Source organism: Spirochaetota bacterium (assembly GCA_004297825.1).
Taxonomy (GTDB): Bacteria; Spirochaetota; UBA4802; order UBA4802; family UBA5368; genus FW300-bin19.
The window spans coordinates 15,826-30,300 of sequence record SCSX01000043.1 but is presented as its reverse complement, the minus strand read 5'-3'; the positions used below and the strand labels follow the sequence as shown (position 1 = coordinate 30,300).

The window sequence follows — 14,475 nt, the reverse complement described above, 5'->3', positions numbered from 1 at the left end:
GCGGGACGCGGAGGCGCCCATCACATCATGAGCAAGGAGCGGGGTATGAACAAACTGGTGATCGCATCGACGAGGGAAAGCGCGGGGAAGACGAGCCTCATCGTGGGGCTCGCGAAGGCGTCCGGGAAGGAGTTCGGCTACATGAAGCCCTTTGGCGACCGGCTGCTCTACCGGAAGAAGAGGCTATGGGACTACGACGCGGCCCTCATCACGAACGTGCTGGGCATGCGCGAGAGCCCCGAGGAGATCACCATAGGCTTCGAACACTCGAAGCTCCGCTATATGTACGACGCCGAGCGCGTGCGCGGGAAGCTGAACGAGCTCATCGCCGTGCTCGGGAAGAACAAGGAGGTCCTGTTCATCGAGGCGGGACGCGACCTGTCCTACGGCGTGTCAGTGGGGCTGGACGCGTTTTCCCTCGCCGCGTCCGCCGGCGCGGCGCTCGTGCTTCTCGTCTCGGGCTCGGACGACACCATCGTGGACGACATCATTTACGCGAAGCGATTCGTCGACGCGGCGAAGACGGATCTTAAAGGCGTGATCATCAACAAGGTTCACGATATCGAGGACTTTACCGCGACCTACCTTCCCTTCATCGAGAGGACCGGCGTCAAAGTCCTGGGCATGATCCCGTACCGGACGGAGCTGCGTAATTTTTCGGTGGGCTACCTCTCGGAGTGCCTGTTCGCCAAGGTAATCGCCGGCGAGAGCGGGCTGGGCAACGTTATACGGAACATATTCGTGGGGGCCATGTCCTCGAGCGAGGCCCTGCGCAGCGCGCAGTTCAACAAGCCCGAGCGATTCGTGATCACGAGCGGGGACCGCAGCGACATGGTGCTCGCCTCGATGGACGCGAACACCGTGGGGATATTGCTCACCAACAACATCCTGCCGCCCTCGAACATCATCGCGAAGGCGAGCGAGCTCAACATCCCACTCCTCCTCGTGCCGTCCGACACCTACCAGGTCGCGCGCCAGATCGATACCATGGAACCGCTCCTTACCAGGGACAACACCGCGAGCATCGCGCTCGTGGCCGACCTGGTGCGGCAGTACGTGAAGGTGGACGAGATCATTTGAGCGGCATCGGGGGGACCGATACTCGTACGGGTTTCGGACGCGCCCTTGCAGCGGCGGCGCTCCTCGCGCTCACGCTCGACTGTTCCTCCCGGAGCATCTCCAGCCTCGCCCAGGCATATCGGTCGTTCCATACCCGGTTCGGGGAAATGATCGTCGCGGAATTTTCGGAGCTGGTCGACGGCGCGCTCGCGTATCGGAACTCCCGCGGCCGGTGGCCGGACGACGGCAGCGAATTGCGCACAACGCTCATGTCGCCGGATCGCCCGAGGCTCCGCTATCGCTACCTCGCCTTCGAGGATCGCGGGCGCGGGCTCTTCGAGGCCGTCTTCCATGCGTCGCATTCGCCCCGGGACGCGCGCGTAGACAGCCTGGAGTACCACGGCGTCGCAAGGCTCACGATACCCTGGCCCGCGGACGGACCCGTCGCGGGATGCGACCTGGAAATAAGCATATTCGAAACGGTCATCCAGGACGCCGACGACCTGCAGGTCGACAAAAGTACGGTAACCGTAATCAGCAAGAGATACGTTCCCGGGCAAAAAGTCGGGGCCGGTAAGTTCATATCGGGCGGGGTTACCGTTTTCGAAATGCGAATGCGGTAGGGCCGAATCGCGATCGGACCCGGCAGGAAATCCGCCGGGCGCTTCCGGGCCGGGAAATTGGAGGGCACATGTTTTTCATTTTTCTTACACTGTCTGTTATCGCGCACGCGGGACGCGCGGTCTATGAGATCCTGAAGATCCGCGGCCGGGTCGACCCCCAGAACAAGATCGTGTTCGCGTTCGTGTTCGCGGACATGTGCGTCCTGTGGATCTCCTGGTTCCAGATGTGCATGGCGGACCCATGGCCGGTGGGACTTGGACCGGTTATGCGCGGATTCGGTCTCGCGGTATTCATTTTCGGCATGATCTTGTTCTGGGGAGCCCTCATTCAATTAAGAACGCTCGAAAACTATAAAGGACCGCTGGTGACCGGCGGGATATACCGGTACCTTCGCCATCCCATGTATTTCGCCTTCCTGTGCTGGCTTTTTGGATTTGCCGCATTCATGGATGGGGGCGCGTCATTACTGTGCGCGCTTCCGTTTGCCGCGAATGTCCTCTACTGGAGGTGGAACGAGGAACGCCTGCTGCTAAAGATCCACCCGGACTACCTGGAATACGCACGCGGTACGATTTTTTAGGGATTGCAGGAATTCCCGCGCACGGTTCGACAAGTCCGCTGCACGCCTAAATTTGATGCGGGGGCGGTGGCCTGGTATGAGTACCAGCCTATCGGACCTGCTGATTTTTATGCCGCTTTCGGACGGATTGAGTACCTGAAAAAATCGATGTCCCGCTTGATACGCTCCGCTGATCGTTGTTATTATATAACCATAAATAAAACGCGGGAGAAAGAGAGAACTCTTGTGCGCACGGGCCTGCAGAATAAGAGGTTAGGGAAATGAAAGTTAACTATTACGTCCTTACAGTACTTGCCGCGGCAACTATCGGAACTATGAGTGTGCTGTCGCAGTGCTCGCCGGGCAATACGGCGTTTGTTACGATCCACCTTGGAGCATCCCAGCATTCGCTCCAGGTACCGGAAAGCGGTATCTTCGAGAAAATATTCGGCATGGTCGTGTCTTCGGCTCACGCGTTCAGCCCCCCTACGTGGGATCCGTCGCATACCGCGGTGAAGGTGAGCATCACTGCCGGCGGCGCGGTGATCGCCGAAATCGACGCTTCGCCCTTTGCGGAGTCGGTTACGATCGAAGTCCCCGCCGGAGCGGCGCGCACCATTACCGCGATAGCGTTCAATGGGCTCTCGCGCACTACCGGGGGCCATGTAACGGTCGATCTGGAACCCGGCGACGACATAGCCGTGATGATACAAATGCTGCCGATCCTGCAGCTGTTGAGCCCTTACGGTTCGGGATCGCTCGGTTGGGCAGTGCTTCCCGGTGGTTTAATCCTGCCGATCGGCGGATATATTATTTATGAGTCAGATACCGCACAGGGACCCTATACGATGGCACTAACCCTCTCAATCACAAACGAGTGCATCAGTTGTGGAGTGAGCGGCAAGTATTACCGCATTGCCGCTCTGTATACAGGTTACGGCGAGGGGGAGATGAGCGATCCTTACCAAATGCCTTAGCGATGAAATTCTTTCCGCCAGGTGGACTTCCGGCGGTTTCTTCTGCTTTTTTGTGTATGGTTTTTCCCAGGCAAAGCCCGGGAAATTATTATACTGAAATGAGGATACATATGAAGAAATATATAATTCTGCTGGCGGCATGCGCGATGCTGTCCCTGGGCGTTTCCGGTGCGTACGCGACCGGGGTCAACGTGGGTGTGAACACGTGGTACACGCAATGGAAACTGACCCCGACCGACAATTTCAAGTCCGATCCGAGCCTCATGTACGGTCCCGTGCTGGGGGTGGACCTGGCGAAGGGATGGACTCTTACGAGCGTGCTGTTGACCGGTAACTTCAAGGTCCCCATGCCCGACGTGAACGACAGTTTCAATTATCGACGGTACGATTCCGACACTGCCCTCAATTATTCCCTGCTGAAATGGCTGAAGATATTCGGCGGGGTAAAATATATGAGGTATGAGGGAGAGAAGGAGGGCAACCTGCTCATGCCGTTCGAGGGCGGGTATTTCACGCATGCGTCAATCGGCCCCGCGCTCGGTGTGGGGGTAACGCTCCCGGTTACCGAATCGCTCTTCGCGCTGGTCAATTTTTCAGGCATGTATCTCTGGGGAAAGGAAAAACTGCCGGGCAATCCGACAGAAAAATTTATCGAATCGGGGTATAACGCCACACTTTCCCTGGCGTATTATATCGCTTCGTATTCGACCACGCTGATCGCGGGCGTGCGCTACCAGTATTTCAAGATGGATTTCGATTCCAGCAGTATCGGCGAAAACGAAAACCGTTTTTACGGGATAACGGCGTCCGTCGTGTATAATTTCAATATTGGAAGCGACGGGTAGGACGGCATGCACCGCCGGCCCTGCGATCCGGCGTGCATGCCCTGTGAAGAAGGCTGTATTTAGTCAGGCGGAAGGAGCGAGCGTCACTTAAAAAGCTTCCCCCGTCAACTACCCGCGATCCTTCGCCTGAATTTCGCGTAGCCGACCAGATTCGCGATCGCCTTGAATCCGTCCCGGGTGTGTTCGACGAAATAGAGCCCCTTCTCGCGGTACCAGGTCCGCGCGTATTCGCCCACCTCCCTGAAGGCGAGGAGGACTACAGGCTTGTGTGTGCCCGGGAGGGATGAGAGAATATAATCGTTATGACCCGTGGCAATCGAATCCGACACCGCATCAGGCGGAAAGGAAAGGGTGGCGACGATATCGGTGTTCTCGTCTTCCATGAGTATGCGCAAGACCCGGTCCATTCCCTGCGCGAAGCCGGAGCCGGTGACGTCGAGCGGGTTACCCGGGCGCGCGAAGGGCGGAAGCGCATCGGTCAGATCCGCCATTGTTTTCGTCGAAAAATCGGGGAGGTCTATCCCAAGACTTCCGCACAGGTCGGCGTAAAGTCCCGCGAGCCCGCCGGAGAGGGTGCACACCGCGAGCCTGCCGCCCGAGGGGAGCGGGCAGCGTGAGAGTATGCCCGCCGTCTCGACAAGCTCTTCGATCGTGTCGGCGCGAATGATTCCGTGCTGGCGGAGGAATGCGTCGGTGACGGCATCGTCTCCCGCGAGCGCCCCGGTGTGAGAGCGCGCGGCCTGGACTCCTTTATCGGACCTCCCGACTTTAATCACCGCGATGGGTACGCCGCGCCGCGCGGCCTCACGCGCGATTTTCGCGAGACGCGCGACATCGCGGAATCCCTCGATGAAGCCGATCGCCACGCGCGTGCGCCCGTGAAGCACCATGTGCTCCAGGCAGTCCTCGAACGAGATCACGGCCTCGTTGCCGGAAGAGACGAAGAGCGAAATGCCCAGTCCTTTTTTAAGTACCCTGGTCGCGATCACCTCGCTCGAGGCCCCGCTCTGGCCGATAATACCCACGTCCCCGGGGATGAGCGTCCCCTCGATGGAGCCCCCCGCGAAGACCGCCGCCCTGTCCGCGACGTTCAGGAAGCCCAGGCAGTTGGGCCCCATGAGCATGACGTCAAGTTCGCGGCAGAGCGCGACCAGCTCCGCTTGCAGGCGCTCACCATCGCCCTGCACCTCCGAGAATCCGGACGAGACGAGAAGCACGTTTTTTATTCCGTGCGCCGCGAGGGCGCGTACGGTGTCGGGGACGATTGCGCTGCGCACGATTACGGCCGCGAAATCTATGATCCCTTTTGGGAGGTTCGCTATCGACGGGACCGCGGGGATGCCGCACACCTCGGCGGCGCCCGGGTTCACCGGGTAGAATCGGCCCTGGAAACCGGTCCGGCCGGCGTAGTCCAGGACGTTGTGAAACCAGTGGGTCTTCGCGGAGGCCCCCACCACGGCGACATGGGAGGGGGAGAAGAACTGCTGCAGGCGTTCGATCTTTGTCATTGTTCGTTCTCCATATATCCAGCCAAGGGTCCGCGCGGCAGGGCATTTTTCAATTATTTTTTTTCATGCGGGTGCGGACATCCCGTATTCTGTGAACTCAAAGGAGAAGGTGCAGAGTGACAAATTCGAATGTGAATGAAGCTCGAATATCCGCAGGCGGGAGAATCGGCGCCCGAATCAAAACGCTTGACTTCCCCCGCATTTGACTGATAATCACAGCGGTCCAGGCGCGCGGTTACGGCGCGGAATAAAATGAAATTATGATTTCGGGAGGGCACATGACGCGTCGATTGTTGTTGGTACCGGCGATTGCGCTTGCGCTGGCGCTCACGGGAGCGGCAGGCTGTTCGAAGGGCGGCGATATCGCCGTTGATTCATCGAAACTCGGCTATTACGCTGGTACGTGGGAAGACTGCCGCGCGCAGTTCATAAAGGAAGCGGATGGATTGAAGCGCGCGTACAAGGGAGTGGAAACCTCAAGCATCGAGGTGAAGAGCGCTACAGACAAGGGCCTCACGATCGACGCGTGCTATGTACCTGCCCAGAAGGAAAAGGCCGGCCTCATCGTGATCAGCTCGGGCGTGCACGGCATCGAGGGCTTCGCGGGAAGCGCCGTCCAGCGCATGGTCATGCGCGAACTTCTTCCAAAAATGGACCTTTCGACGACCGGCGTGCTTTTCATCCACGGGGTGAACCCGTACGGCATGAAGCACGAGCGCCGGGTCAACGAGGAGAACGTGGACCTGAACCGCAATTTCGATGTAGATAAAAAGCTCTTTGCGCTGAAGAACCCGGGCTACCCGGTCATCAAGGACCTGTTGAATCCGGAGGAGAAGCTTTCCACCTGGAGCCCGGGCTATGTATTCTTCCCGGTCAAGGCGATCTACTATATTGTGAAGTACGGGATGGGGACGCTGCGCGAATCGATCCTCAAGGGGCAGTACGAATTCCCCATGGGCGTGTACTATGGCGGAAAGGACTTCGTGCCGCAGAAGGCGCCGCTCGAGGCGCTCATTACGAAGAGCGCAGCGGGATGCGCGCGCGTATTCGTGATGGATCTGCACACGGGTTACGGAGAGCGCGACAAGATGCACTATTTCCCGAATCCCATAACGATCCCCAAAAACCTCGAAGCGGCGAAGAAGGTGTTCGAAGGCCGTACGGTGGACTGGGGCGATACCGGCGACTTCTACATCACCACGGGCGACATCACCGACTATATCGAGAAGCTCTTTCCCGCGAAGACCGTGATCCGCATGACCGCGGAATACGGCACCATGGACAGCCAGACGACAATGGGCTCCATCAAGTCGCTCAAGATCACGATCATGGAAAACCAGGCGGCCAACCAGGGCGGCAAGTCCGAAAGCGACTTCAAGGAAGCGAAGGCGAATTTCAGGGAGATGTATTACCCGTCGTCGCCCGAATGGCGCTCCGAGATTATGCGCCAGACCGCCGAGGATTTCCCTGTGCTGTTCAAGAGGTTTGCCGAGTTGAAGTAGGGATAAACTTGAACTCGCCATGAAAGCCCTCACCACCCTCATCGCCTTCCTGCGCGGTATCAACGTGAGCGGGCAGAAGCCCGTCCGGATGACGGACCTCGTCGCGCTTTTCGAATCCCTGGGGTATGCGCGCGTAAGGACCTACATTCAAAGCGGCAACGTCGTGTTCGAGGCTGCGGCAGGAGGCGTCGATGCGCTGGAAAGCGATATCGGCGAAGCCATCCGTAAAAAATACGGTTACGAGGTGACCGTGATCATACGGACGGCGGACGAGCTCCGTGATATCGTCGCCGGCAATCCGCTCCTGAAAATTCTCGGGATAGCACCGGACAGGTTCTACGTGACGCTGTTCGACCGAATCCCCGACGCGCGCAAAGTCGCGGGGCTCGCTATGGGCGAGGACGACGCCGAGCGCTACGAGGTGAAGGGGCGCGAGGCATATCTCTACTGCCCCCGCGGGTACGGCAGGAGCAGGCTGAACAACCAGGCATTCGAAAAAAAGCTGGGGCTTGCGGCAACGACGCGCAGCTGGAAGACGATGCTGGCCCTGCTTGAAATGACGCAACCTTGATGCGGCCGGGAGGTGACGCCCCGCATTTTACGCCGAACGACAGGTGAGACAGACATGGGTAAAATCCTGAATGCCGTACGCCTTGCATGGATCCTTTCTTGGGCGGCCCTCGCAACGCTGCTTGTGTTCTTTCCCATAATCCTGGTCTCGATGATAAGCCGGACGGGAAATCTCGCTTTTTCGATCTCGAAAATCTGGGCGCGATTAATGCTCGCCGTGTGCTTCGTCAGGGCGGAGATCGTCCACCGGGAGCGTATCGAACCTGGCCGGTCCTACATCATAATCTCCAACCACCAGTCGCTCTTCGACATACTCGCCCTGGTGACCACGCTGGGCGTCCAGTTCCGCTGGGTGATCAAGCGGGAGCTCTTAAGAATTCCGCTTTTCGGCTACGCCCTTTACGCGGCGCGCAATATTTTCATAGACCGCGGGAACAGCGCGAAGGCGATCGCGAGCATCAATCGCGGTCTGTCCCGCCTTCCCGCCGGCGCGAGCGTCATGGTGTTCGCGGAAGGGACCCGTTCCCCCGACGGCGCGATCCATGATTTCAAGAAGGGCGGCTTCGTGATGGCCGTTACGCGCCATATTCCCATTCTCCCGGTCACCGTGAACGGGAGCCGCAGGGTCCTCGCCAAGGGCAGCACCGCGGTGCGGCCCGGCAGTATCCGGGTGGTGGTAGGGGAGCCGATAGACACGTCGGCGTACAGAGAGGAAATCATCCCCGAACTGATCGCGCGCACGAAAGAAACGGTGACCGCGAATTTCGATCCCGGGTTTCCGGGCCGGGATTGAGCGATCTGGCAGGTTGATGATTCCTCCGACGCAGATCGCCTGAAGGGATTCCCTGTTTCGGCTTAAATTAATATTGTAATTTCAGGCCGGGATGGGATGATATATACATCCGGCATGCGTGCCGGAGATTCACGTCGTTTAAATATATATCCTCACACAGCGGAACATGGCCGGAATAATCGCAAAGTGAAGCCGGGATACGCGGCTCCGGCCAAGCTACGGCCCCATTCAAGCAAAAGGCGGTTTATCGATGAAACCAGTGAGAATCACGTCCATGTTGGCGGTCTTGTTGCCTGCAATCCTGTTTTCCGCGTGCTCCCGGGAAAACTTCGTCGATCTTTCCCAGGACTGGAGGGCTTCATATGGAGAAGGGATCGAAAACGCGCGGGAAGGGGTCGATGATTCAGGATGGACTGCGGTGGACCTTCCCTCACGTCTTCCGGGCATGTCCGCGGGGAAAAAGATATGGCTGCGCAGGCAGGTTGTTATCCCCCCCGGCCTGCAGAACAAAGATATCGCGCTCTATATCGGAAAAATCGACGCTGCTGACGAGACCTTCTTCAATGGCGCCCCCATAGGGAAAACGGGCCGGCTGGGCCCGGACTACTTTTCCACCTGGAATATGGACCGTTACTACTGGATCCCCCCGTCCCTGATCAGGGACGGCAAACCCAACCTAATCGCGGTAAGCGTGTACTCCTTCACCGGAAACAACATCAAGAACAAGCCCGTCCTGGGCGCGATGAAGGATATTGAAAATCACGCGTTCTGGAAAAGATTCCTCGCGCACTATTTCCCGCTGTCTTCGGGAATATTGACGCTGATGCTCGCGCTTCTGCTCGTCTTCCAGTCCCTGCTCGGAAAGAGAGACAGGGGTGCCCTGTACCTTGCGGCCGCGAGCGCGCTTTGGAGCGTGCTCACGCTTCATTTCTTCCTGCCGGATTTCGGCATATCCTACGTGCTGGCCGATAACCTCTATTACGCGTTGCTCTCCGTTGAAATAATTTTTATTTACATGTTCATCGAAACCATACTGGACGAGCGAAGCCCGGTCCTCCAGAAAATCATTTTCGTGAATTCGGCGATCGGCGCGGTTGTTGCGCTCACGGCGACACAGGCGAGTCCCGTAATCGCAAGCTGGAGGTCGATGGCGGTGGGGGTCCTGGGTATCGTGGCGCAGATAATCTGGTCGGTTCCCATCGTGCGGGCGACGATTAAGAAAAACCGGGAGGCCCTTCCACTCCTCGTATCCTACATCATCTTCATGCTCTGTCTCGTCCATGACATACTGCTGGTCGTAGACATGATGAACGCCGATCTCTACTGGATCAATTTCGGCTATGTCTCGATGATCATTTCGTTCGGGATCGTCATGACCCAGCGCATGGGCATCATCGCGCAGAACCTCGAGTCCGCGGTGGAAACCGCGTCGGCACAGAACGTCCATCTCTCGGTGGTGCTCAATAAGGTCAAGCACTCCACCAGTGAACTGAAAGTATTCTCTTCGACGATTAAGGAAACGGCAGACCGGCTCCAGGAGGAGATGGCGAGCCAGGGGGGAAGCCTGGAAGAAACCTCTTCGGCGATAGAAGAGGTGTCGGCTTCCATTGAAAGCATCAGCGGGAACGCGCTCAGCCAGGACGACGCGATCAAGAAGAATAACGAGGTCGCGGTGCAGTACGTCGGGTCGCTTTCCAGGATAAGCGCCGCCGCGCGCGAGGCGGGCACGCTGAGCACGGAGAGCCTGAGGCAGACGGAAACCAGCAGGAAAAGCCTGGACGACATCGTGAACGGCATGCAGCGGATAAAGGACTCCTCGGGCGCCATCCGCGAGATAGCCCAGATTATCAACGAGATATCCGAGCAGACGAACCTGCTTTCGCTCAACGCCGCGATCGAGGCCGCGCGCGCGGGCGAATCCGGCCGGGGGTTTGCCGTGGTGGCCCAGGAGATAGGCAAGCTCGCCGACAGATCGATGGAACAGGCTAAAATCATACACCAGCACATCAATTCAACCCTCGAAAATATCACGCGGGAAACCGAAACCGTCCGCGAATCCGCCGCCGTCATTCTCTCGATCGAGCAGGCCGCCGTGAACGTGGGCAACTCTATCACCACGATAGGCAGTCTCTGCGGGGAGCAGGAAAAGCTTGCGCTGGTTTTGCAGGAAAACATGGAGAAAATATCGCACGGCTCCGAAGACATCGCGCGGTCCACGGACGAACAGAAGATCACCACCTTCGAAGTCACGAAGTCCATAGAGTATCTGAATGAGATCATGGAGGGGGTCATGCGCAATGCGGGCGTCCTTCTCGATGCGCTCAAGGGCCTGCAGGCGCATATCGAGACGCTCACGGCGATAGTGGAATAAAATAACCGGTCTTTTCCGGCAATAAAAATGACACGGGCACGTCGTAGCAGCCGGACTGTATAAACGGAGGCGAAAATTGAAACCGACGAATACGACGCGGGTGTGCCCGGTCGAACACGCGGGTGCGCTCGATGCGGGGATACGAAAACTCGTCCAGGATCCCGCGAAAATACTGCGCCCGTGGGTGTGGGAGGGAATGACGGTACTCGACCTGGGATGCGGGCCGGGATTTTTCTCGATAGAGATCGCGAAGATGGTGGGAAAGACGGGAAAGGTTTTCGCGGCGGACCTGCAGGAAGGGATGCTCGAAAAGCTGGGACGGAAAATCGCGAACACGCCCCTCGTACAAAGAATTCAATTGCATAAGTGCCGCGCGGACGGGGTGGGTCTTTCGGCCGCGCTCGATTTCGTCCTGCTCTTCTATGTGCTCCACGAGGTTCCCGACAAGCCGGCGCTTTTCAGGGAGCTTCGGGGAATAATGAAACCGGGCGCGGCCCTTCTCGTGGTCGAGCCGAAGTTCCATGTCGGGAAAAAAGATTTCATGAAAGCGACCGGGCTGCTGGTGGATGCGGGGTTTACGACGGGAACGGGTCCCCGGGTGTTCTTCAGCCGCTCGGTACTGGCGCGCCGGGACTGATCGCGGTCGCGAAGCATTAGGCGCGCGCGACGCCGTTGGGCGCGGTGCGCCGGCCGGCGGGTGAATCGGCCTGCCGCATGGAATCTCCAGGGCACGGCGCGCGGGTTAACCGGGCGCCGTGCCCGTCTTCCCGCGCATCGGCCCCCGATATCCGTTATGCGCCATTACTTTTACGCGCGAGCCATGCCAGCCGGTAGAGTCCAATGTCCTCGTAGGAAACCGCGCCCGCGAGCGCATCGTAGACGGGACGCAGGGACTCGCATCCCCGCTCCTCGAATGCGCGAAAGAGCTCGTCCCGCACGGGGACGGGAAGCGCGAGCAGCGGCGCGAGCCCGTCGGCCCGGAGGGCGCCCTCTTCGAGTATGAAGCGGTAGAGGTGCGCGGTGATGGTCGCCTGTTTCACGTCGTACGCGCGCATCAGCTCGTCGATGTCCGCGCCTTCATTGTAGGCGCGTCCCACCTCGCGGTGCCGGTACTGGTCGGCGGGTTTCGTGCGGTTCGTGGGCGGCGCGGGCACCCCTCCCGTTCCGTGCGCGTCGCAGTGCGCGGCGATCTTTTTTAGAAAGTCGTCCCCGTAGCGCTCCAGCTTCGTTTTTCCGACGCCGTTCACCTCGAGGAGCGCTTCCTTCGTGCGCGGGAGGCGCTCCGCCATCTCCATGAGGCTTTTATCCGAGAAGACCAGGTAGGGCGGGATACCCTCCGCGTCCGCGACCGATTTGCGGAGCGCCCTGAGCGCGGCGAAGAGCCCCGTGTCATGGGTCGCGGTCCCCGCGCGCTTCGACGCGTACTGGTGGTCGATGATCGCCGCGCCCCGGAATTCGCCCTCGCCCTTGAGGAGGGGAATCGCCTTCTCCGTGAGCTTCAGCGCGCCGTAGGCGTCAAGGTCCTGAAACAGGAGCCCCTTCGCGACAAGGCGCCTCCCCAGTGCCATCCACTGCTTTTTCGAGAGCTCGCCGCCTATTCCGTACGTGGAGAGGGCCTGGTGGCCGTAGTCCAGGATCTTTTTCGATTCCGAGCCCCTGAGCACGTCGACGACGTGCGCGTAGCCGAACGACTCCCCGGTGCGCCGCACGCAGGAAATAAATTTCCTCGCCTGCTCGGTGTAGTCGACTTGTTCCGCGGGGGGGCCGGTGCAGTTGTCGCAGCAGCCGCAGTTGTGGACCCCGTACTCCTCCCCGAAATGTGCCAGGAGCGGCGCGCGCCTGCACTCCGCGGTCTCGGCGTAGGCGGTGAGCGAGGCGAGGTGCCGGGTCGCCGCGGCGCGCCTCACGTCCTCGGGGATCTGGTTTATGAAATAGCGAATCTTCACGGCGTCGCCCGGATTATACAGGAGCAGGCAGCGCGCGGGGAGCCCGTCGCGGCCCGCGCGCCCCGTCTCCTGGTAATACGACTCGATGCTCTTGGGAAGATCGAAGTGCACGACGAAGCGGATGTTCGTCTTGTGTATGCCCATCCCGAAGGCGATGGTCGCCACCATAACGCGCGCGTCGTCGCGCGCGAAGAGCTCCTGGTGGAGGCGGCGCGTGTCGTCGTCCAGCCCCGCGTGGTAGGGCCTGGCCGATATTCCGGCGCGGTTCAGGAATTCCGCGAGCGTATCGACGCCCTTGCGGGAAAAGCAATAGATGATGCCGGCCTCGTCCCGGTACCCGCGCAGGAACTCGAGCACCTGCTTGTACGGGTCGGTGCGGGGGAGCACCTCGTAGAAGAGGTTCGGCCTGTTGAAGCTCGATATGAACTCGCCCGGTTCCCGGAAATTGAGCCGCTCCCTGATGTCCTCCCTGACGCGCGGCGTCGCCGTCGCGGTGAGCGCCACGCACGCGGCGCCGGGAAACGCCGCCCGGAACGCGCCCAGCTGGCGGTACTCGGGGCGGAAATCGTGTCCCCATTCACTTATGCAGTGCGCCTCGTCGATCGCGACGCAGTCCACCCTTACGCGTGAAAGGAGTTCCATGGTCCCCCGCTTGAGCGCGGATTCCGGGGCGAGGTAGAGGAGCTTGACTTTTCCCGCCAGGAGCGCCTCGGTCGATTCACGGTATTCCTCCGGCGTGAGCGAGCTGTTGAGCGTCCGGGCCTGGATTCCCAGGGCGCGCATCTGGTCCATCTGGTCCTTCATGAGCGCGATGAGGGGCGAGATCACGATCGTGATCCCTTCGAAGATGAGCGCGGGAAGCTGGTAGCAGATCGATTTCCCCGCGCCCGTGGGCATGATGATAAGCGTGTCGCGCCCCGCGAGGACTGAGCGTATCGCCTCGGCCTGAGGCGGGCGGAAAGCGTCGTAGCCGAATATGTCTTTGAGCAGCTTAAGTTCCATGCGTTCGTTCAACCCCGTACAAGAGTATTTGTTCATCTCTTACTACGAACGGGATGAGCGCAAGCATGAAAATATTTCCGGCGATTGTTCGCGGGACACGGGCCTGTGCACCGCGCACCCGTCGGGCAACCGGCGCCTTTGCGCGGTAATCCCGGAGAGCGCCGTGCTGCCCTCCCCGGGCCGCGCGATCGAAGCGGCGCCTGAATTATTGGGGGGCCGATACTGCCGGTTCGAGCAGGGACGCAAGCGTGTCCTTCACCTGGGCGACGTGTCCGGCGGCATGCACTCCAGTCCACGAATGGCGCACGGTTCCCCCGGGGTCGATAAGGAAGGTGCTGCGCACGACGCCCGTGGTCTCTTTTCCGGGAAGCGTTATCGGCTGCCACGCGCCGTATCGCCTTATCACCGCGTGTTTCTCATCGCTCAGCAGCGTCACGTGCAGGTCGTGCTTGTCGTAGAACCGGCAGTGGCTCTCCTCGGAATCGGGGCTTACCCCCAGCACCGTCGCGCCCATCTCCGCGAGCGTCTCGTTCTCGGCGCTGAAATCGACAGCCTCGAGCGTGCATCCCGGTGTGTCGTCCTCCGGGTAAAAATAAAGCACGACCCATCGGCCGCGGAGCTCCTTGAGCGTGACCTTCTTCCCGTCTTTGTCCGGGAGCGTGAAATCAGGCGCCGTTCCGCCCGGGGCGGGGACTTTCGTTTCGGCCATGTTCGTTCTC

13 protein-coding genes are annotated in these 14,475 nt (G+C 59.8%); 10 read left to right on the top strand and 3 right to left on the bottom strand.

What is annotated here, in order from left to right:
- The first annotated feature begins 27 nt into the window (after positions 1-27).
- The 5 genes from EPN93_09200 to EPN93_09180 all read left to right on the top strand — a co-directional run bounded on the left by EPN93_09200 (position 28) and on the right by EPN93_09180 (position 4,064).
- On the top strand, positions 28-1,080 hold the full coding sequence (locus EPN93_09200) for a phosphotransacetylase family protein (GenBank protein TAL35965.1): 1,053 nt from the start codon (positions 28-30) through the stop codon (positions 1,078-1,080).
- On the top strand, positions 1,077-1,682 hold the full coding sequence (locus EPN93_09195) for a hypothetical protein (protein TAL35964.1): 606 nt from the start codon (positions 1,077-1,079) through the stop codon (positions 1,680-1,682). Before EPN93_09200 ends, EPN93_09195 begins: the two co-directional genes overlap by 4 nt.
- A 68-nt stretch (positions 1,683-1,750) precedes the next feature.
- Entirely contained in the window at positions 1,751-2,263 is a 513-nt protein-coding gene (locus EPN93_09190; protein ID TAL35963.1) for a DUF1295 domain-containing protein, read from the top strand.
- Between the two features lie 260 nt (positions 2,264-2,523).
- Positions 2,524-3,219, top strand: a complete 696-nt coding sequence (locus tag EPN93_09185) for a hypothetical protein (GenBank protein ID TAL35962.1) — start codon at positions 2,524-2,526, stop codon at positions 3,217-3,219.
- 110 nt (positions 3,220-3,329) lie between these two features.
- Positions 3,330-4,064, top strand: coding sequence for a hypothetical protein (locus EPN93_09180; protein TAL35961.1), 735 nt, complete (start codon positions 3,330-3,332; stop codon positions 4,062-4,064).
- Positions 4,065-4,168: 104 nt separating this feature from the next.
- Here EPN93_09180 and EPN93_09175 read toward each other — a convergent pair whose 3' ends face one another.
- Positions 4,169-5,572 (bottom strand): hypothetical protein, encoded by a 1,404-nt coding sequence (locus tag EPN93_09175; protein TAL35960.1) that lies wholly within the window; start codon positions 5,570-5,572, stop codon positions 4,169-4,171.
- A gap of 260 nt (positions 5,573-5,832) precedes the next feature.
- Here EPN93_09175 and EPN93_09170 point away from each other — a divergent pair, with 260 nt between their 5' ends.
- From EPN93_09170 to EPN93_09150, 5 genes are all read left to right on the top strand, one after another.
- Entirely contained in the window at positions 5,833-7,074 is a 1,242-nt protein-coding gene (locus EPN93_09170) for a DUF2817 domain-containing protein (GenBank protein ID TAL35959.1), read from the top strand.
- A 19-nt stretch (positions 7,075-7,093) separates the two neighbouring features.
- A complete protein-coding gene (locus EPN93_09165; GenBank protein ID TAL35958.1) occupies positions 7,094-7,645 on the top strand; it encodes a DUF1697 domain-containing protein in 552 nt (183 codons plus the stop codon).
- 54 nt (positions 7,646-7,699) lie between these two features.
- Positions 7,700-8,437: a 1-acyl-sn-glycerol-3-phosphate acyltransferase gene (locus tag EPN93_09160; GenBank protein ID TAL35957.1), complete on the top strand. Its 738-nt coding sequence runs from the start codon at positions 7,700-7,702 to the stop codon at positions 8,435-8,437.
- 250 nt (positions 8,438-8,687) lie between these two features.
- Positions 8,688-10,808: a hypothetical protein gene (locus tag EPN93_09155; GenBank protein ID TAL35956.1), complete on the top strand. Its 2,121-nt coding sequence runs from the start codon at positions 8,688-8,690 to the stop codon at positions 10,806-10,808.
- 100 nt (positions 10,809-10,908) lie between these two features.
- Complete coding sequence (locus EPN93_09150) at positions 10,909-11,445, top strand: class I SAM-dependent methyltransferase (protein ID TAL35992.1); 537 nt, start codon at positions 10,909-10,911, stop codon at positions 11,443-11,445.
- A 154-nt stretch (positions 11,446-11,599) separates the two neighbouring features.
- On the opposite strand, the gene recQ is transcribed toward EPN93_09150, so the two are convergent.
- Together recQ and EPN93_09140 are read right to left on the bottom strand one after the other, a co-directional pair.
- Complete coding sequence (recQ, locus tag EPN93_09145) at positions 11,600-13,792, bottom strand: DNA helicase RecQ (protein ID TAL35955.1); 2,193 nt, start codon at positions 13,790-13,792, stop codon at positions 11,600-11,602.
- A gap of 169 nt (positions 13,793-13,961) precedes the next feature.
- Entirely contained in the window at positions 13,962-14,465 is a 504-nt protein-coding gene (locus EPN93_09140; GenBank protein ID TAL35954.1) for a peroxiredoxin, read from the bottom strand.
- Positions 14,466-14,475: the final 10 nt, after the last annotated feature.